The sequence below is a fragment of the Collinsella sp. OM04-5 genome, assembly GCF_003439125.1.
Lineage (GTDB): Bacteria > Actinomycetota > Coriobacteriia > Coriobacteriales > Coriobacteriaceae > Collinsella.
Genome location: NZ_QSUU01000012.1, coordinates 1 through 21,236 on the forward strand (window position 1 = coordinate 1; position 21,236 = coordinate 21,236).

Consider the following 21,236-nt stretch of genomic DNA (forward strand, 5'->3'; position numbering starts at 1 on the left):
TTAGGCGCGCCGCCAGCGTTCATCCTGAGCCAGGATCGAACTCTCCGTCCAAAATAAATGGGCTTCGAGCCCGTCCGGTCCTCACAACTATTAGCTGATCGGTTCCGTTCGATTCATATGGTTTTGGTATAGGAAAAGGAATTTCTCGGGGCCGCCTCTCGGCGGCCTTGCGAAAAACAAATCCAAGTTAGACCATTTCAAATGGTTCGATGTCTGCCCGGATGCGACACATCTGGTGTGTCCATCCTCGCAGTATCCGGTTCTCAAGGTGCACGCCTGGCGGCTGATCCGGTTCGACCGGGCCGCGCGGCAAGGAGATATATTGCCAGACCGGAGGGCCCCCGGGGGCGGGAATCGCGCACTCCATATTTTGTTCACAATTGTATAGGTCCCTCAGTTGCATCACTGGGGTTAAAACTGAAGCATTGGCTTCTGATATTGGCGATGACCAGCTGGTTTATAGGTGTTAAGGCATCGGTCATCTCTGGAGCGCCACTTTACTCCAAAAGCATCAGCTATTTGTTTCCCGTCGGTAAAAGGCAGGTTTTGTTCGCCAAGCGTTCTTATATATAGAGAAGTTCGGGTTCGAACCCGTGGCGCGGCAACAAAAAAGCGACCAGCCGGAGCCGATCGCTTTCTATTCTATGCTGGATCATCCAGAGGGCGCTTCCGAACTCATTTTCTCGCTGCCATTCATGCTTTCGAAGCATCGTTCGACCTCCACAGCCTCATGTTTTGAGGATCTGCCGTGTTTATCACTGTTATTAATGAGTGTGTGGAAGTGATCCTCATACAGATACGTGCGATCCGCCAGAGAACTGAGAAGCATCTCTCTGCAGCCCTCGTTGCCTATCCTCGCATCTCTCAGGTCTTCCGGAAATTTACAAGCAGTCTTAGAGTCAATTTGTTTCCGTTTTCAGAGACTTGTTTGAGAGTTTTTAAAGACAGTTCAAAACAATAAGTGAAACACCATAAAGCAGAGCAAGATGTGCCGGATAGAAAATGTAGAAGAAATATTTGAGCTTCAGCCCTCGCTTACCATTATAAAGATTGATAAGCAGCAACGAAACGACCGCGGCAGCAACATCAGGATTAAGTACATTAGCTGTAGCAAACTCAAATACGCCGCCAACTATATGGCATGACGAAAGGAGCACTGCACATACTGCAGCAAAGAACATCTTGGCCTTGCTGTCGTGGAATAAATAGAATGCGGCCACAAGCATAATGCCATACACACCGCCATCTAGTTTAGTGTATTCAGCTGCCAGTGCTGTCAAAACAATCAGAGCAGTTTCTGCGATGTATCTTTTCCGTTTTGAAAGACTTTGTATCTTTTCCAGAACAATCAAAAAGACCAAGGAAAGCAGGAGCTCACACATAACATTTTGTTGCCGAAGGTCAAATAGTTGCCCGGTTTGGACGAAATCGTATATGGGCTCCGCAATGATTGCGAAGACAAGCATATTTCGCAGGTACTTCTTTAAGTCATGAGTATGCAAAAATCCCTCAACTATCAAAAAGCAAAATAAGGGAAATGCAATTCTGCCAAGAACATGAAGCACATCCGAAGCCTCGCTTAGAATCGCCCACTGTTCGTCTGATATCTGACTGTACGATGCGTGAGTCATGATTCCATTGGTCAGGACGATCCTGCTTACATGATCGAGAACCATCGAAATGGCTGCTATTATCTTTAATGTGCTGCCGCTAATTCCGTATCTATTTGTTTTCATTTCGTATTCCTTACTTTGGGTGGGCCGTCAGGGGTTCAGCCTGCTCCGCAGGCGGCCGCTGCGGCGCTTCGCGCCTTGCGCGCTGCGCTGGCAAACGCTCACGCGTTTACTCAGCTCCGCGCCCTTTCGGGTTCGAACCCGCGTCGCGGCAACAAAAAAGCGGCCGGCATCCGCCAGTCGCTTTTCCATTCTATGGTGGGCCGTCAGGGGTTCGAACCCTGGACCTTGGGATTAAAAGTCCCCTGCTCTGCCAGCTGAGCTAACGGCCCGCGGGTGGCATTGTACCACGGTCTGGGACTATTCCCAACTCCATTGGCCGTTCTGGAAAATCACAACTTCACGTCCATCAGGCGTAATGCCCGTAATATCGATGTCGTCCGTGCCAATCATAAAATCGACGTGCGTGCTCGAGACGTTAACGCCATGCTCCAGGAGCTCTTCCTTGGACATGTCATACCCACCCTCGATGCATTCGGGGAAACCGACACCTAGCGCGAGATGGCAGCTAGCGTTCTCGTCATAGAGCGTATCGTAGAACAGTACGCCACTTTCGCGGATCGGCGTGTTCTTGGAGATGAGCGCGACCTCTCCCAGGTGAGCAGCGCCCTCGTCAGTATCGATGATGCTTGCGAGCGTTGCCTTGCCCACACGGGCATCGTAGTCCACTACGCGGCCGCCCTCGAACTTAATCCAAAAATCGTCGACCTTGTTACCGTGGTGGATGAGCGGCATGGCCGAGTAGACGATTCCGTCAGCGCGCATGCGATCAGGCGAGGTAAAAACCTCCTCGGTGGGGATGTTGGGGAAGAAGGGGTGGCCATCGGGCGTCTCACCCTTTCCGCCGGCCCACTCGTGACCTTTCGTCATGCCAATCGTCAGATTGGTTCCGTTCGAAGCGGTGTAGCGCAGGCAATCAAATTGATTATCGTTTAGGAAACGCAGGTTCTTTTCGAATGCGGCGTCATGGAGTTCCCAGTCGCTCTCCGGGTCCTGGCCATCGGCGCGAGCGGTGTGCAGAATCGCATTCCACAGCTTATAGATTGCAACCTCATCGGCGTCTCCCGGGAACACCTCGTGCGCCCAAGCCACGACCGGAGCGCCGGCGATGCACCACGGATTGATGTTGTAATCCAGTCCACGGCGGAAAACTTTGCACTGCGTATTCCTCGCCTTGGATGCCGCGGCCGGCTTGGCTGGATCGATGCCCTTGAGGGCTGCGGGATCCGCACCCTCGATAAAGATAAAGCAGGCACCGTCCTGGGCCAGGGAATCCAGCTGCAGGCGCTTCCACTCGGGCGTCTGCTCAAAATAGCTTTTATCGACATGCTCGTACGTGAGCCTCGTCACGGCATCATCGGCCCAAATGACCGTCACGTGGCCGGCGCCGGCGTCATAGGCCTCCGCGACCACCACGCGCGCAAACGGCGCGCACTCGACCGGAGACTGAACGACGACTTCCTGGCCGGGCTTGACGTTTACGCCCTTGCGGACGACCAGGCGCGCATAGTTTTTAATCTTGGGCTCCAGGGCCTTCATGCCCTCCAGAGCTTCTTCAACCGTCAGGGCAGCTCGAATCATGTGCCACTCCATCTATCTATAGAACAGTAAAAAGGCGCGCCGCAAAAACGACGCGCCTTATATCTTAGCGATAAGTATGAATGCAAACGCTATTTCTTCTTGGAGTCCTTTTTGTCCTCCTCGGCAGCCGCGCGCTCGATAAGGGCGTTGAGCTTATTGTCGGACATGCCCTCGGCCTGCGTGCGGTACATGTTGCGCAGGGGACGAATACGAACGAAGTCGTAGATAAAGTCACCCAGAATGACGACGTAAGACAAAACGATGCCGACCATCTGGACGGGACTGGACACCATGCCAGCGGGAGCGAAGTACAGCGAAGCCCAAATGGCCACGACGAGCACCATGCCGATAGCGAGCACGGCCCACCAGATGCGACGGCGCTTGGTGTAGTCCTCATCCTGCTTGAGAAGGATATTCGACACCGTGTAGATGCGGTCCTCCTTGGCGCGCTGCTTAGCCTTGCGGGCGCGCTTCTCCTCTTTAGAGAGGCCCTCAAGGTTCTCGCCCTTCTCGAGCTCCTTACGGCGTGCCTTGGATGATGCCGGCACGACGTGAACAGAACCTGCTGCCTGACGAGCGGGCTTGGCGGATGCGGCGGACTTGCGCGCAACCCCGGTGACCTCGCGGGATTGCGTGCGCTTGTTCGTGGCGCTGCGGGTACTCACTTATGCGTTCTCCTTCATGCTTGTGAACTGGGAGCCCGTGATGATCTGGAAGGCCTCGCGATAGCGCTCGGACGTGCCATCGATGACCTCGGCGGGCAGGTGCGGGGTCTCCCCCGTCATATCCCAGTTGGCCTTGAGCCAATTGCGGACGAATTGTTTGTCGTAGCTAGGCTGGATCTTGCCCTCCTCGTAGCTGGCGGCAGGCCAGAAACGGCTGGAGTCGGGCGTGAGGCACTCGTCGATCAGCGTGACCTTGCCATCAATAACACCGAACTCGAACTTGGTGTCGGCGATGATGATGCCACGAGTCGCGGCATACTCGGCAGCGGCCTTGTAGATCTTGAGGGAAAGGTCGCGAATCTGCGTGGCGATGTCCTCGCCCACGATCTCGCAGCAACGCTCGAACGAGATGTTCTCGTCGTGATCGCCGATCTCGGCCTTCGTGGACGGCGTGAACAGCGGCTCGGGAAGCTTGGAAGCCTCGGTCAGGCCCTCAGGCAGCTGGATGCCGCAGACGGTGCCGTTCTCGTCGTAGGTCTTCTTGCCCGAACCGGTCAGATAGCCGCGGACGATGCACTCGATAGGAATCGTCTGGGCCTTCTTGACCAGCATGGCGCGGCCGGCGAGGTAGTCACGATACCCGGCAAACTCCTCGGGGAAATCCGCCGGGTCGATGGAAACGAGATGGTTGGGGACGATGTCGGCAAACTTATCAAACCAGAATGCCGAGATGCGATTGAGCACCTCTCCCTTAAACGGAATCTCGTCGGGAAGAATGAAGTCGAACGCAGAAATGCGGTCGGTGGCGACCATCAGCAGGTTTTCACCGGCATCATAGATATCACGAACCTTGCCACGGGAATCCGGACGACGCTCCATCGTTGTCACGTGAGTCACTCCTTACCAAAATACGACAGTAATGCGGGCTCTTTCCCGCATGTTTTCGCAAACTCGGAGCGGCAGGGACGCGGCCCCTCCTTCACCGAATAGCGAAAAGCTAGTGCTCCATTGTAGTAGATGCCGCGTCTGCCGTGTGCTCGCGGGGCAGATGAATTGTAAAAGTCGTACCCTTTCCAAGCTCCGACTCCACGGAAATGTAGCCATGATGTCGCTCGACGATCTGTTTAGTCACGGCGAGGCCCACGCCCAGACCGCCCGCCTCACGGGCACGGCTGGCATCGGCGCGCCAAAAACGGCCGAAGATGCGCGACAAGTCATCCTTGGCAATACCGATGCCGGTATCAGAAACGGCGACGCTGACGTGTTTGCGGTCACTGAGCACCGACACCACGACCCAACCGCCCTCGGGGGTGTAGCGCATGGCGTTGCTCATGAGATTGATGACGCATTGTGTGATCATGTCGGGATCGGCTTCGACGACATCGTCGTGACCTTGGGTCTCGTCAGCAAAGCGCAAGCGCAGATCGCGGTCGACAAACAGGCGCTCCTGGGCATTGACGATGGAACGCACGAAAGGAACCATGTCCACCGGCTCAAGGTTGAGCGGAGCCGTGCTGTTTTCCATGCGCGACAGGTCGAGCATCTGCTGCACCAGACGAGCCAGGCGACGCGTCTCGGAAGCAACAGTCTCCAAGTGCTCATCGTCGGTAGGATATACGCCATCCTGCATGGCCTCGACCGTTGCGAGCATGGCCATAAGCGGCGTGCGAAGCTCGTGTGCAACGTCCGAGGTCAAACGTTTCTCGTGTTTCATATCCTTCTCGAGCGAAGTGGCCATCTCATCGAATGTCTCGCCCAGTTGATCGATCTCGTCATCGCCGCGCAAGCCCGTACGAGCAGACAGATCGCCATCGCGAATTTGCTTGGCCGTGCTGGTAATACGGTGAATCGGCTTGGTGAGCATGCGCGACACGAGTGATCCGATAACGACCGAAATGCAAACTGCAACAACCGCAGCAAGGGCCATGGCGTTAAAGGTCTTCTCCCTAAACGCAGAATCTGCCTTGGTGAGCAAGGCATCGGAGCCGATGGCCCACAGCTTTACTTGTCCGACATGCTCGCCGGAAGACGTTATGATTTCGACGTTTGCAACGCTATCGGAGCCGGTGGGAGCCGACGAGACCGGACTATGCGATGCTTTTTTCCCGCTCGAGCTGCTCGACGGCGATTCGTTCTCGCGCACATCGGCGGTCGCGCTTGCCGAAGGCCATGAGTCGTCATAAACGACAACGCCTTTCTTGTTGACGACCTGCATACCCAAATCGTCGGACACCAAACTCGATGTCGCGACCGTACGTAGCTCGCCCGCAGTCCAATTGCCGTTTTCCTCATACGACGTCGCAAGCTTTTCGGCAGCGGAATTTGCGATTTCGACGATATTGGAGCGCGTGTAATCCGAAAAGACCGTGCCCCACACAACAGAGACCACGCCCACCAGCACCAATACCGTCATGAGCGATGTCAGAGCAAAAGCAAGTGCCATGCGCGAGGGATAGCTCATCGTTGGCCGTGAATCGGAGCGAGGCGTGTTCCAACTAGCCTTGGAACCCGCCTCGCTCTCCTGCTTGTGCTTTTGTCCGATTTCAAAGCGCGCAGGTGTCATATGTGATTTCCCTATTTCTCGTCCGACTTATCGGTCTTGGCCGGAGCCTCGAAGCGATAGCCGACACCGTGGACGGTGTAGAGCCACTTGGGCTTCTTGGGATCATCGCCCAGCTTGGCGCGAAGGTTCTTCACGTGGCTATCGATGGTGCGCTCATAGCCCTCAAAGTCGTACCCAAGCACCTTCTCGACCAGCTCCATACGGTTGTAGACACGGCCGGGATGACGAGCAAGCGTGGTGAGCAGCTTGAACTCGGAAGCCGTCAGATCGACTTCCTTGCCCTCGACCAAAATCTTGTGGCCCGAGATATCGATGACCAGATCGCCGAAGTCGAGTACCTCGACGGCGGGCTCGTCGGCCTGGTGGGCACGACGGAACAGGGCGCGTACGCGGGCGACAAGCTCGCGCGGCGAGAACGGCTTAATCAGATAGTCGTCGGCGCCGAGCTCAAGACCGATAATACGGTCCTCGATCTCGCCCTTGGCAGTCAGCATGATGATAGGGACATCCGAGGTATCGCGAATGGTGCGGCAAACGCGCTCGCCGGGGATCTTGGGGAGCATAAGGTCGAGCACGACCAGGTCAAACTGATGCTTCTCGAACTCCTCGATCGCGGACTGACCGTCGCCGACACCCACAACCCAGTAGCCTTCGCGCTCGAGATAGGCAGCGACGGCGTCACGGATTGCCTTCTCATCCTCGACCAGCAGAATCTTTTTTGCATCTGAAGCCATAACACGGCCCCCCTGTCTCAATCAGCTAAGAACAAGCCCATTTTAACGCACCTGAGCCCGCCGGATGCCACTATGACGCGGCAGCTCGGCGGGCGGTACTCACAATTACAACGCGCTTATTCCCCTGTTGGCGCCTTTTTAACCCCTCTAAGCTTAAAGAGAGAATAGGCGTGCGGTGACCGTCTCTGGTATACCCTGGCTGTTGCGCACCGTGGCGTACGTAAGGAATGAGTCCGATTTTCCCGCCGTAGCTGGATAATCGCCATATTCCAAAGCGCGGTCGGGCGACAGTAGCGAGCCATAGGTCTTGGCAGAAGTGTCGATGAGAAAATGCGATGACTGTACCTTAACGAGATATTTATTCTTCTTGCCGGCAGCACATGCGAGCGGCTCGCGGGACAGGAAGAGGTACGGCCCTCCCTCATTACCGATATACGTGCCCATGTTGCCCAGGCTGCCCACGCCACTATAGGTCGCCTCGATAGAAAACACGAAGGTATCGCCCATATATACGGCCTCGAAAGGCGAGACTGACGAGGGAAGGACTAGCTGGGCACGTTTGGTGTTGTTGTCATCGGTCAGATCGATTGCCGTTATGCCGTAGTAGACGCCCTCGTCGTTGCGGACACGCGGCGAGATGGTCAAAATGCCGTCGCTCACGCGCGGGGCCGACGCAAAGCGGCCCGTCGATTTCCAAATTGTCTCGGCCTTGGATTCATCAAGCGAGCGACGATAGCAAAACGAATCACTACTCGTTTTATTGCCGCCTGCCGAAGGCATTTTATACCAGATGGCTGATGACCCGAACGCCGTAAACAGCGGCGGATCGTAGTCCTTGCCACCTCGATCGAGCTCAACCACGTCGCCAGAGAGCGAAGCGCCCGACAGATTTTGAGCGTAGAGCTTCCACGATGAACTGGCAAAGTTCATCTCAACCCACGCAAACACGCCGTCGCCGGCACGGACATCGTAAAAAGCATATCCCGTGCCCTCGATAGGATTCTCAATTAATGTGGTAAGCGAGCCATCGCCCAGGTTGAGCACACCGAGTGTGTTGGCGTGCAGTGCCGATGCGGGCGCCATCATTGCCGCAGCATAGTCACCATCGCAGTAGTACAGCAACGTGCCCAGCGGCAGTGTCCACGATGCCGCCGGCTCAAGATCGATGTCAACTGCCTCGTACTCATCAGTAATCGAGACAATCTTCGAATCGTCCTTGATAACCTGCGGCTCGCCAGCGGCATCATCACTGGTGCCTGTTTTTTTCGAACATCCGGCAAGCACCGTGGCAGCGCTCGCGGCAGCTCCACCGAGCACAAAGCCGCGGCGCGATATTCCGTTCTTGATGTGGTCGGCGATACCCATTAGGCGATCTCGGCGCGAGCGGCCTCGATAGCGCGCGAAAGCTGATCAGCGCAAGAGGTCTTCTTCATGCCGCAGGTATTGCCGGCAAGAACCTCGATCACACGGTCGGCAGGAGCGCCCTCGACCAGCTTGGAGATAGCCTTGAGATTGCCGTTGCAGCCACCGGTAAACTCGACGCCCACCACCTTGTTGCCGTCATCGGACAGGTCAAGGTGGATATTGCGAGCGCATACGCCCTGAGGCTTGTAATCAAAACTAATCATTGCGTTCCCCTCTCGTAAAGCAATTTCAGACGTCTATTATCCCCGTCCGAACCGATAAAGTATCGCGGGCACCGATTCAACATTCCCCAATGCGCAAACCGGCGGCAGCAATACTAGCAATCTGCTTCCCGAGCGTGGACTTTTCGTTTCTCTTGATACATGTTGTGGTCAGCGATGTGGTACATCTCGGTCAGTGTACATCCGGGTGTCTCTGCCGTCGCGACACCAAACGACGCACTGACTGTCAGCACCTCATCGCTCGCAGCAGCAAGGCTGAGGCGAAGATCTTGCACTACTTCACATGCGGATTCGCGATCGGTGTGAGGGCAAATCAACAAGAACTCGTCGCCACCAATGCGCATAGGCACAAACTTCTCGCCTGCCGCCCGCCTCAATACAGACGCCGTACGCCGTAGCAGCTCATCGCCCATTTCGTGACCGTAGAGATCGTTGGTATGCTTGAGGAAATTGCAGTCCATCATGATCACACTCACGGGCAGGGACTCGTTCACCAGATCGTCGCCAAGGGACTCAAGGTAATTTCTATTGCGAAGTCCCGTCAGCTTGTCCTGGAAAGAGAGCTCCTCGGCGCGCTTTGTCATCGAGATGTTATGCGTCGCCACGACGACCGATTCCAGTCGACCCCGCTCATCGCGGCGCTGTGGAACAACCTGCAGCGAATACCACGTACCTCGGCAATCTCGCACCTCGGCATCCAAGTACGGCACGCCCTCCATACGATCCCGAAGTGTCTTTATATCTAAGAGCTCCATGACCGCCTCGCGACTTTCGGGACTCACAATGTCTCGGCAAACCGTTGCAAAAAAGTCATATGCCTCGGCGTGCTCGGCAAATATCTTCGCCACCGATGGCGACATGTTAATTCCCTCGATCTCGAGCGTATCGAGATGCAGCAGGAAGGTCGACTCATATATGGAACTGATAGCATTGATGATGCCGAGTTGCTTGTCCTTTTCGGCCAAATTGCGACGATCGGCAATGTTGCGCGCCAACAGCACTACAACCCAAAACGCCAAGAGCACCAGCACGCCGGCAGCGATAAATGAAATCCTGCCCGACATGACCTCAGATTTGGGATAAAGCGCAAACAGGCGATAGTCCTCATACGCCGCACGCACGGCATACCAGGTACTTCCCCGATATTCGATACGTGTTAAGCCTTCGTCTTTCCAATCAATTCCGCTATCGGCAAGAAGCCGGGCAAGGGTTAGATCGACATTCGAATCGTTTGAGGAAACGATCTGCATATCGCGCATCACGAGCACCGTTGGGCTCTGATGGAATGTGTTGTTCACGAGCACGTCGGCGATCGTATACGAATAATCATCGGCGGGCTCGAGCGCAAGCGATCGATACCCCAGCGCTACGCCATCACCGTACGGAACAACACTCACGGCAAAATCGACATCGCGACGCTCAACGACCGTCGAGTAGGACACCTTGGATCCTCGATACATCGATGCGACCGACGAACAGGCCAGCTCCTCTCGCCACAGCATCAGCGGATCGCGACCATCAATATCGTAATGAGCGGCCATATGGCCGTCGGCGTCCATGACCAACATTCCCGAAAGGTGCTCGGTATGGACGTACTCCTCGACGAGGTCATCGTTGACTTCAACGTGATCAGACGGCAAGAACGTCGAAAACGACTCGAGCACGGCATCCAAATTGTGCGTCGCTTCGGTTTTTCTTCCCTGTTCATATCGGTCATATTTTTCGCAGGCGTTTTTTAAAAACACCATGGTTTCCTGACCAAACCCAAGCGTTTTATCGAGACAGCGATGCGTGCCGACCATATACAGCAGACCCAACAGAACAGCGCTGACCACAACGCAGATAGCCGCGGTGACTAATGCCTTTCGGCGCAAGCGGCGCTCATCATTTGTCATGATTCCGCTCCTTGCCCGTCCGTCGTCGCCCCTGCCTTGTACTTGCCCACAATGCGCTCAATCGTGCCATCTCGATCCATCTCGAACAGCACGGTATTGAGGTTTTTGACGTACTCCCCCTCATAGCCGTCCTTAAACGCGACGCCAAGGTCAACCGTCATAACGTTGTCAGCGAACACGCGGTAAAGGCCGGGATACTGGGCGACAAGTCGATCAAGCGGCTGAACGTCCGCCATCCAACAGTCGACATACCCTTTGGCGAGGGCGGCTTTGCAGAGCTCGGCAGAACCGTACGATTTGATTTGCACGTCCGGCGAGATTTCCAGATCCCCTGCGAGCAATCGGCGTTCGCTCACCGAGCCCGCAATCACCGCGATGGTCTTGCTTCCATCGAGATGCGCCAAGGACTTGATGCCGCTCGTTTTCTTGGCGGCAACCGAGACCGTCACGGTTAGATACGGCTCGGTCCAGTAATACTTATCCTCGCGATAACAGGGAGAATAATCACACCACAGGCAATCGATATCACCGTTTTTGAGCAGCCGGTCGCGATCGTTCCAGTCAATATCGACAAACTGTGGCTTGAGCCCCGCACGCTTGCAGGCCTCGCGGGCGATGTCGATATCGATACCGACGTAATCGCCCGTGGTATCGATATACACATAGGGGTCGTTATCCGTAACGCCGATTTTGAGTACTGGGAGATCTTTGTCGGCTTCATTCGAGGAGGAAGAGCTGCTTCGAACGGTATACGTCAGGGCGACCACACAGGCAGCAACAAGGAGCATGAGCGTAAACGAGACAATGGTGACTCGCTTGATACGTCCGGGCACGCGCCTCCCTTCATCGAAACAGCAGTCGGATTTCATTTTATACCCGGGGCTGATGCGGCAATAAAAAAAGCGCCTCGCCCAAGACGGGCAAGGCGCCAATGGTCCAAATGCAACCGCAAGCGGTCGAATTAGTTTAACCCTACTCGAAGCTCAACTGCTCCCGAATGCACCCCCGACCGCCGCCTCGTTCAGGCCGTTGGCGCCGACCGCGTATCTGGCGGTTTCCGACGCGCCGCACTGCACGCGACACACGGGCTGAAGTCTTTAACGGAAAAGCCCCGTTAGTAAGACGAGTTACCAACAGGGCTTGGACTGAAAGGTCGCGCTTAAACGAGAGGGGCGCCCTAACGCTCGAGACGTTTGCGCATAAGCGCGAAGGCAATCAACGAAGCGCCGGCAACGGCCATAATAAAGGCGACGGCAGGGGCCTGATCGCCCGTATTGGCGAGCGCACCCTTAGTAGTCTTAGTAGACTTTTTGGTCACCCTGGTCGTCGTCTGCTGACCAGGCTGGGACGGCGTCACGGGCTGCGTAGGCTGAGCCGGCTCCCCATTGGCCTCCTCGCCCGTCACCACGTACGTCGAGAAGTGGCTCGTGCGGAAGCAGAGGTAGTCCCCCTCGATCCACGTATCCATAGCCTGGGTGGAACCATCCTCAGCAACGTAGAGCACCTTGAGATTGGTGAGCGCCTTCATGGCGGCAGTCATCTTGACACGGACGATGAAGGACATGCCTTCGTAGTCCTCGATAACCTCGCCGTCCTTGAGAAGCTTGATATCGAGCTTATCGGCAACCTTGGTACTCCCCTGCTCAAGGCCGGAAATTGTAGCATTGGCGGCGTCGGTAAGATTTGTCGGTTCCTCGACCACAAGAGAGATGCTGTTGTTCTGGGCAATGCCGGCAGCGGCATTGTTCTCGGCGCTTACGCTAACGTCCGTTCCGTCGCTACCTGCAACGCCCGCAATGGTCCTCGCCGCTACAGTAACGGTACAGGTCGTTGTTTTGTCACCACAGGTGGCGGTGATCGTGGCGGTACCGGCCTTAAGCGGCGTCACGACGCCGTCTTTGACCGTAGCGATCGACGAGTCGCTGGAGGCCCAGCTCACCGTCGTATCGTCTGCATCGACAGGACTCACCGTTGCGGAGAGCTTTACGGAGGCATCACCGACGGTAAAGGACAGGCTCGTCTTGTCGAGCTCGACTTTCTGGACGGGGTTGGTCACGGTCACCGAGACGGTTTGGGAGAGCGATTCTGCAGTAATGACAAATGAGCCAGAACCGGTCTTGAGGGCGGTAACGGTGTAGGAGCCATCGCCGTTGTCGACAACCTCAAACGCCTTAGAAGCGCCCGTGTTATCCAGAGCAAGCTTGGTCTCGTCGACCTCGCCCGCAAGGGCTCCAACAAGAGAAATCTTCACGGTGCGCTCTTCGCCCTTCTTGAGGTTAAGAGCGGTCTGGTCGACCGTAAGGTTCGTTGCGGGGTTGGAAACAGTCACCGCGCAATCCTGAGAATAGGTGCCATCTTCGGTCGAAGCAGTGATGGTTGCGGCGCCCTTGGAAACAGACGTCACTTTGCCGGTTTGATCGACCGTAGCGACGCTGTCGTTACTGGACTTCCAGACAACCGTCTGGTCAGCCTCCGCGGGAACGACCGTTGCCTTAAGCTGCTCGGTTGCAGCGCCCACAAGCGTGACCTTCTGCTTATCGAGTGTGATACCCGTTGCAGGTTGAATAACCGTCACCTTGCACGTGGCGCTATACTCGCCGTCCTCAGTGGTAACGGTGATCGTGGCAGCACCGGCCTTGACCGGGGTCACGACGCCGTCCGCAACCGTGGCGACCTCCGGGTCGCTCGAAGACCAGGACACATTCTTATTCGTTGCATTGTTGGGCTCAACCGTTGCGGTCAACGTCGAGGGCTCGCCGCCCACAGCAAGCTTAAGATTCGACGCGCTGAGACTGACGCTCGAGATCCTTACTACCGGAGTGGTTACCGTAATTGTATCCGTGGTTGCAGAGACTCCATCAACTGTTGCCGTGATCGTGGCATTACCGTCACCGACAGCGATAACAAGACCGTTGCCATCGACGGTAAGGACGTTCTCGTTAGAAGAGGACCAGACAACCTTACTGGCCTTATCGTCAGGGGAAACCTTTGCCTTCAACTGCTGAGTCGTGCCCTTGTCCATAGATGTTGAGTAACCATCCGTAATGGAGACCGTAGTTTTTGCAGGTTCCTCGCCCGGCTTGACGACGTGAACGGTCATAGTGTCGCAGAGACGACCACCCAAGTACATTGAAACCGTTGCATCGCCGTAACTATGAGGCACTAAATACCCCAAGTAACTGCCACCATTAAACATCGGTCCTTTTACCTCGAGGACATCGGGATTATCTGAAGTGAAAGAATACTTTGCGCCGGCATAGGAGTCCATCAATTCCTCAGCGCTTTTGCTCAGCACGCCCTTTGGATATTCAAACCCCCTGTCACATTCCAGCCAAAGCCAATCTTTGGATATACTATCTGAACTGACCTCACAGGGAAATGTATAATCGCTCGACACAAACTTAGCCTTCGAAAGGCTCACTTCCGCAGGGTCGACAACCTCTATCTCAAAGGGATGGTCATTGCCAAGGCCATCACGAGCATGAGCCTTAACGGTGCCAGGCTTTATTGCCTTAAACGAGTTTTCACCATCGGTAAGCTCAACAACATCGCTGCTTTCTAGAGAATAGGTTACAGAGCTAACGAGCGCATCCCAATGTGCACGCTGGCATGCCTTCAGTGCTTCATTTGGGGAAACGTTGAGAATGGCAGAAAGATAAGAGCTGTCCCCAACCAGCATCTTTTGTTTTTTGTTCCCACGCTCATTGAATCCAGGCTCCTGATTCTCGGTTACAACATCACATAGCTTCTTCGTCTCGGTCTCGCCGTTGCAATAGTCGACAAGAACCTTGGCCTCTTTTGCATCTTTCGCCAACGCCTCGAGTTGCAAAGAAGCGCTTAGCTCAGAAGTTCCATATGAATAATAATTCGAATTCACCCTTGCCTGAACTTTGGAATCCTTTGAGGGATCTTCCTTTATTTCAAAATATGTAGCCGCACGGGTCTCGTCCTTGGGGTGAACGTAAACTGTCCCCTCTAGCAATGCATAGTGCGTGTTCCCGCATTTTTGCGGACAATCATCCGTGTAACCCAGCGTTGCAGTCGTTGTCGTCGCACCGGATTGGTCATAGGATACGAAACTCACCTTAATTGGATTGAGATTAGCCACGCTCTTAATCTTAAGAGAACCGTTTAAACTCTCGTCAGCCCTGCTCTTCATGGTTATAGTCGTTGTGCCGACTTTGGTGGGACTAATTGTCAACACCCAATCACGTGATTTATAGCTCACTTTAGCGATATCCTCATCAGACGATGTGATATCGATATCACTAGGGTCAATGGGCGCCCATTCGTGATTTTTATTAAAAAAGGAAAGCCTTCCTTTCACCGTCTGTCCAACAGCGACATCAAATTCTGACCACACATCGCCTGTAGACGAATCGTATGGGAGAAACGATGCACCCATGGAACCATCCTGCGACTCCAGCATGACAGCATCCGCATGCGGGGCGGCCACCGTCAGCCCAAACGTTGCCGCCGTTAAAGCAACGCAGATGCCTGCGGCTATCCTCCGAAACCCTTTTCTCATTCCCCTAAGTCCAATCTCTCGTGAAAAAACGCAGCATTCTCCCACACCTTAAAATTGGCTTAAGGATACCCCCCCCCCAACGAGCACTTGCAAGCTAATGTTTGCCAGAAGGGGCAAATTAACGGCAAGCGACATTTCTGCAATATACCATCATCCGCTGAAGTGTGACTTTCCCGACGCTCCCACGCAAAAGCCCCGTTGATAAACGCGTTACCAACGGGGCTTGGGCTGAAAGGCCGAGCTTCAACGGAGGCCGAAAGTAAACTGATCGGTTTGACTTCGTCCCCAATCGATCAGTTAGAACTCGAGCTGCTCCAGGCGATCGAAGACCGTGTCGATGCGGGTGAGGAAGTCCCACGGATCAAAGATCTCGTCGAGCTTCTCCTGGCTGACGGTGCAGCGCGGATCGGCCTCGAGACGCTCCTTAAAGGTGGGGCCGGCGGCGCAGTCCTGCACCTCGTGCCAGGTAGCCATGGCGTTTTCCTGCACGATCGCATAGGCATCCTCGCGGGTGATGCCCGTATCGACGAGGGCCAGCAGGACCTTGGAGGAGAAGATGAGGCCGCGAGTCTTGTTGAGGTTGGCCATCATGCGAGCCGGATACAGCTGCAGGCCGTCGATAACGCGAATGAGACACTGGAACATGTGGTCGAGCGCGATGAAGCTATCGGCCTGGGCGACGCGCTCGGCAGAGGAGTGCGAAATGTCGCGCTCGTGCCACAGGGCGACATTGTCGAAGGCGACCTGGGCGTTGGACTTCACGATGCGCGACAGGCCGCAGACCTTCTCCATGGTGATCGGGTTGCGCTTGTGCGGCATGGCGGAGCTGCCCTTTTGACCCTTGCGGAACGGCTCCTCGGCCTCAAGCGTATCGGTCTTCTGCAGATTGCGAACCTCGGTAGCGATGCGCTCGCAGGTGGCCGCCGTGGTGGCGAGGACTCCGGCGAGATAGGCATGATGGTCGCGGGAGATGACCTGCGTGGACAGCGGGTCGTGGACCAGACCCAGGTGCTCGCAGACGTACTCCTCGACAAACGGCTCGATGGAGCTGTACGTGCCGACCGCGCCCGAGATGGCACCGAAGGCAACGTTCTTGCGGGCATCCTCAAGACGATCCAGATCGCGCTTGAGCTCCCAGGCCCAAGAGCCAAACTTCATGCCGAAGGTCATCGGCTCGGCATGGATGCCATGGGTGCGGCCAGCGCAAAGCGTGTTGCGCTCCTCGAAGGCGCGGCGCTTGCAGATCTCGCCGAGCTTTTTGACGTCCTCGATGATCAGATCGCAGGCCTGGGTGAGCTGGTAGCACAGAGCCGTATCGCCCAGATCGGAGCTGGTCATGCCATAGTGAACCCAGCGGCTGGGCTTGGGGTCGCCCTCGGGAACATCAGCGTCGATGTACTCCTTCATGTTGGTCAGGAAGGCAATAACGTCGTGGCGCGTGACTTCCTCGATCTCGTCGACCTTTGCCTTCTCAAAGTTGGCGTGGTCGCGGATCCATTGGGCTTCGTCTTTAGAAATGCCGATCTTGCCGAGCTCCGCCTGGGCCTCGCAGGCCAGGACCTCGATCTCCTGCCAAATGGCGTACTTGTTCTCGAGGGAGAAGATGTGTCCCATCTCCGGGCGGGTATAGCGATCGATCATAGCGGCTCCTTTTTGGTTATTGGCACGTTGGTCGTAACCCAACCATTGTACCGTGCGCGGGTGCAAGTATGGGCAGCAGGCATGAACCTAACATTTTGAAGCAGGAGCGGGCAACGGGACGTCCGCGCGCCCGCGTCGCGGACGCACACCGGCTGTGGTCAGCATGCCCCGGTCCGCAAAGCCGCCGAAGGAGACCGGATCGAACCGAGTGTCCCAGCATCCCCCTTGGCTGATGGAGCGGGCAACGGGACGTCCGCGTATTTGCTTCGCAAATACGCACCGGCTGCGGTCGCCTATCGGCGACCTTGCCTGCTCGCTATAAACGCTTCGCGTTTATTTAACGCTCGCACCCTGTCGGGTTCGAGTCCCGGCACTTTATTGAAAAAAGCACGGCACCGTGATGGTGCCGTGCTTGTGCTCTTAACTGGAGCGGGCAACGGGACTCGAACCCGCGAGTGTCAGCTTGGGAAGCTGATGCCTTACCACTTGGCGATGCCCGCTTGTGTTGGCTAGTATAACGCGGTTGTCTTGTTCGATACAAGGGTGGTGATGCTTGTTTTAGCTGTGGAGATTCGTTTGAAAATCGCGTCAATTGTGGAGATGAGGACCTTTGTCTTTCTTTTCTTACCATCTTCTACCTGTACTTTTATCTGATTGTTGTATTTGAGTTCGCTTTGTCAGAAATCGGGCAAGCTTTTGGTCAGCTTCTGGTACTTACCCGCATGAACCATGGCGGTAGCCTCATCCCAAGCGCCGCGGCCTCCCCGTGCGGCGCACGAGGGATAAGGAGCAGCCATGTCCAACGCACCCACGCACTCTGTCCACAGCGCAATCGCAACAGGTCCGCTGCTCCTGCTCCTCTTCCTGCTTTTCGGCTGCCTGGCACCGGGAGCCGCATTTGCCGTCGATGGCTACGATCAGCTCGGCTTCCGCACCATTAGCGATGATTGTGGGCCCTTCTTCATCGGCAAGTATGAAGCTCAAGACGCCTCGATTGCCTACTGCATGAACCAGGAGCGCCCCGGCCCCACCAAGCCGGGCGGCCCATGGCTCAACTTTGATCAAGGCTGGGTGTGGCTCGACGACGAGTTCGCGGCAATCGTTTGTCACGGATATCCTACCGCCACGTCGTTTGGCGGTTACCATCTTTCACCAGATCGCGCCCGCGCCGCCACCCAACTTGCCGTATGGATGCTCAACGGCACTACCCATGTCGACGGCACCTACTCCTACACGACCGCTCAGGGCAAAACCAAGAGTGGACACTTTACCGCCGACAATGAAGTCGTGGCGGCTGCGCGATGGCTCCACGACAGAGCAAAATCAGGAAGCATCAAAGCCGCTCCGCACCGCGCGCGGCGCTATCTAGGAGCCGTATCGGGCGGCAGCAAACGTCAAGACATGCTCTATGTACTGCCGGCGGTCTCTGTTTCCTTCCAAAAGCAGTCTGCAAACGCTGCCATTACCAGCGGAAACAATACTTATCAGTTTGACGGGGCAACATTCGATGTTTTTGAGAGCGCCAGCGGCGCGCGTGTCGGCACCATCCAGATGGACAGCAACGGTCGAGCGCAGGCAGCACTTCTGCCCAACACGGCATACTACCTAGTTGAAACAAAGGCGCCGGCCGGCTATGTCCCCCGTCGTGATCGCATCGCCTTTACCACGGGGAATGACGGTGAACAGGTCGCCGTTGATGAACAACCCGGCGCCATCACCCTGCATGTCGTAAAACTCGATGCCGCGACGAATGCCGGACCCCAGGTGGGATCTTCACTCGCAGGAGCAGAGTTCACGTGCGTGTCGCAATCCACCCCCGGATGGGCGCAAACCCTCACAACCGATGAAAACGGTCGAGCTACCCTCACCGATGTCCCCCTAGGAACCTTTACCATCTACGAGTCAAAAGCCCCCGAGGGCTACCTGCCAGCCAACGACAGCTGGTCCTATACCGTTGGAGCCGACCATCTCGGTGATTCAGGCGTGGTCGAGATCGAATCGCGCGTTTCCGATATCCCCATTGCGTTTGACCTTGAGATTTCCAAATTCAAGGACTACGGCGATAGCGATCAATCCGGCCTGGAGCAGCCGGCAGGAGGTGTTGTCTTTGAGGTTGTCAGCAACAGCTCTCAGCAGGTTGTTGGCACACTGACCACAAACATCTATGGCTTTGCCTCCACCAAAGATCAGCCAGAAGCATGGTTCGGCGCAGGCAAGCGACCCGCCGGTGTCCACGGAGCCATCCCATACGACCGCGCCGGCTACACCGTTCGCGAGGTTCCGGAAACCGTCCCCGAGGGTTTTAAACGTGCAGGGGAATGGACCGTCGGGGCCAATCAGATTTCCGACGGCGCCGAGCTTCAATATATCGTGGACAACCACGCTCTGTCGACGCATCTCCAGATTGTAAAACGCGATGCCCAAACAGGCGCTTCTGTTCCGCTAGCCGGATTCACCTTCCAACTCCTCGACAGCAATCACAAACCTGTCTCACAAACATGCTGGTATCCAGCACATAATGTAATGGACACCTTTACGACTGACGCGACCGGCACCGTCACACTGCCCGAATCGCTCGTGCCGGGCACCTATTATGTACGCGAAACCTCGGCCAAAGAGCCCTATCTTGTCGGTGAAGAGATCGAGGTAAACATACCCGCCGACATGAACCTAACGCCCTTTGCAATCGCCTCGTATTATGACCACGCCGCGACCGGAAACATCAGGATCGTTAAAACCGATGCCGTAGACGGCAGCAGCCTCGCGGGCGCCATATTTGAGATCCGTGCCTCGGGTGATATCGTGCGCCCCGATGGTAGCATTGCCGCGCTCGACGGTGAGACCGTCGCGACCGTCGCGACGGATGAAACTGGAGAGGCACGCGCGGACGACCTCCCGCTGGGATCTGGCACCGCACGCTACGAGGTTGTCGAGACTCAAGCGCCGACCGGCTTCTTACTCGACCGGACGCACCATATCGTCGACCTTACCTATGCCGACCAGAAAACACCCGTTGTGGAAGCACGGCTTAACGTATCCGACGATTACACCAAGGTTGATATCTCCAAGGTCGATGCAAGCGGAGAGCAGGAAGTGAAAGGTGCACAGCTCACCTTATATGGTCCCGATAAAACCGAAATAGACTCCTGGACCTCATCCGACAAGCCACACCGCATCGAACATCTTGCACCCGGCACCTACTCGTTGCGCGAAACGATGTCTCCGCGGACCTATGACCTTGCCGAGGAGATAACGTTTGAAATAAAGGATACGGGAGAAGTCCAATCCGTCGCGATGAAGGATGCGCCCATCGAGATCAAAGGACAGGTCGACAAGCGTCAGGAACTTGTCCAACCTATCGGGAAGGGTCTGTTGGCTAACGGCGATGGAAAAAACCGCGCCGCGATGCAAACCAATACGGATGGGCTTTTCTCCTATACCATCGATGCTCGAAACGATTCCGCTACTTGGGTTGATGAGTTTACGATTACCGATGATCTTGAGTGCGCCAAAGACGGCACGGCGAGATTCGTCTCAATCGAAACCCCCGTCGCCATCGGCGACCTCAACGGTCTGTGCAACGTGTGGTATCGCACGACGCCGTTGGACTCGACAGACGTCGATGAGCCGGCAAACGCGACGCTTGACGATGGGCACGAAAATCCTTGGCTTGAGTCCGACGAAGTAAAAGAGAGTCTGGGTGAAGATTGCCGCCTCGTCGATTACGACGACTGGCACCTCTGGAAGGCGGATGTCTCGACCACGGAATCCGCCACACTCGAGGCGAAAGAACTCGACCTTGCATCCAATACCGTCGTGACGGGCATTCGCATTGAATACGGTGCGGTAGCCGCCGACTTTACGACTCGAAGCGATACGGATTCTTGGACCCGCGATGATCTCAAAGATGAGCACGACGACCTTGACGATGCCAGAGCAATCCTTGGCACAGACGCTCGGGGCGCAGTCGTGCACATGCAGGCAACGTCGGCTTATACACCCCAAACTGCACTCACCAACAGCGCACGCGTCGATCTTTGCCGCAACGGCGGCGGCGATAAACTTGAGTCACATGACGAGGACAGTGTCATTCAACGCTGTACCCTACCGCAGGACCTACCGGCAACAGGATCAGCCCCCATCGCCGCTTGCATCACCGCGCTCCTGACCTCGGGTGCCGCAGCCCTATGGTTCGCTCGCCTTAGGTCAATCCCAAAGAAGCGCTAGCGCGATGAAAAAGCGGGCGAGCC

At 55.9% G+C, this 21,236-nt stretch carries 13 protein-coding genes and 2 tRNA genes; 1 reads left to right on the top strand and 14 read right to left on the bottom strand.

Annotated features, from left to right (window positions below):
• Positions 1-938 precede the first annotated feature (938 nt).
• From DXB53_RS07710 to DXB53_RS07775, 14 genes are all read right to left on the bottom strand, one after another.
• Positions 939-1,736, bottom strand: coding sequence for a TraX family protein (locus DXB53_RS07710; RefSeq protein WP_117584003.1), 798 nt, complete (start codon positions 1,734-1,736; stop codon positions 939-941).
• Between the two features lie 193 nt (positions 1,737-1,929).
• Positions 1,930-2,005, bottom strand: a tRNA-Lys gene (locus DXB53_RS07715).
• A gap of 28 nt (positions 2,006-2,033) precedes the next feature.
• A complete protein-coding gene (locus tag DXB53_RS07720; protein ID WP_117584004.1) occupies positions 2,034-3,314 on the bottom strand; it encodes an aminopeptidase in 1,281 nt (426 codons plus the stop codon).
• A gap of 89 nt (positions 3,315-3,403) precedes the next feature.
• Complete coding sequence (locus tag DXB53_RS07725) at positions 3,404-3,979, bottom strand: hypothetical protein (protein ID WP_117584005.1); 576 nt, start codon at positions 3,977-3,979, stop codon at positions 3,404-3,406.
• The gene (locus DXB53_RS07730; RefSeq protein WP_117584006.1) at positions 3,980-4,858 is read right to left on the bottom strand and encodes a phosphoribosylaminoimidazolesuccinocarboxamide synthase; all 879 of its coding nucleotides are present in this window, start codon (positions 4,856-4,858) and stop codon (positions 3,980-3,982) included.
• Between the two features lie 118 nt (positions 4,859-4,976).
• Complete coding sequence (locus tag DXB53_RS07735; protein ID WP_117584007.1) at positions 4,977-6,542, bottom strand: cell wall metabolism sensor histidine kinase WalK; 1,566 nt, start codon at positions 6,540-6,542, stop codon at positions 4,977-4,979.
• Positions 6,543-6,553: 11 nt separating this feature from the next.
• Positions 6,554-7,276, bottom strand: a complete 723-nt coding sequence (locus DXB53_RS07740; protein WP_006236208.1) for a response regulator transcription factor — start codon at positions 7,274-7,276, stop codon at positions 6,554-6,556.
• Positions 7,277-7,429: 153 nt separating this feature from the next.
• Entirely contained in the window at positions 7,430-8,641 is a 1,212-nt protein-coding gene (locus DXB53_RS07745) for a hypothetical protein (RefSeq protein ID WP_117584008.1), read from the bottom strand.
• Positions 8,641-8,904 (bottom strand): TIGR03905 family TSCPD domain-containing protein, encoded by a 264-nt coding sequence (locus tag DXB53_RS07750; RefSeq protein WP_117584009.1) that lies wholly within the window; start codon positions 8,902-8,904, stop codon positions 8,641-8,643. The genes DXB53_RS07745 and DXB53_RS07750 overlap by 1 nt, the downstream gene beginning before the upstream one ends.
• A gap of 113 nt (positions 8,905-9,017) precedes the next feature.
• Entirely contained in the window at positions 9,018-10,817 is a 1,800-nt protein-coding gene (locus tag DXB53_RS07755; protein ID WP_117584010.1) for a diguanylate cyclase, read from the bottom strand.
• The gene (locus DXB53_RS07760; RefSeq protein ID WP_158551694.1) at positions 10,814-11,650 is read right to left on the bottom strand and encodes an ABC transporter substrate-binding protein; all 837 of its coding nucleotides are present in this window, start codon (positions 11,648-11,650) and stop codon (positions 10,814-10,816) included. The genes DXB53_RS07755 and DXB53_RS07760 overlap by 4 nt, the downstream gene beginning before the upstream one ends.
• A 344-nt stretch (positions 11,651-11,994) precedes the next feature.
• A complete protein-coding gene (locus DXB53_RS09955; protein WP_158556509.1) occupies positions 11,995-13,917 on the bottom strand; it encodes an Ig-like domain-containing protein in 1,923 nt (640 codons plus the stop codon).
• Between the two features lie 1,725 nt (positions 13,918-15,642).
• Positions 15,643-16,986 (bottom strand): adenylosuccinate lyase, encoded by a 1,344-nt coding sequence (gene purB, locus DXB53_RS07770; protein WP_117584013.1) that lies wholly within the window; start codon positions 16,984-16,986, stop codon positions 15,643-15,645.
• A gap of 425 nt (positions 16,987-17,411) precedes the next feature.
• A tRNA-Gly gene (locus DXB53_RS07775) sits at positions 17,412-17,486 on the bottom strand.
• Between the two features lie 295 nt (positions 17,487-17,781).
• Here DXB53_RS07775 and DXB53_RS07780 point away from each other — a divergent pair.
• A complete protein-coding gene (locus DXB53_RS07780) occupies positions 17,782-21,213 on the top strand; it encodes a SpaA isopeptide-forming pilin-related protein (RefSeq protein ID WP_117584014.1) in 3,432 nt (1,143 codons plus the stop codon).
• Positions 21,214-21,236 lie beyond the last annotated feature (23 nt).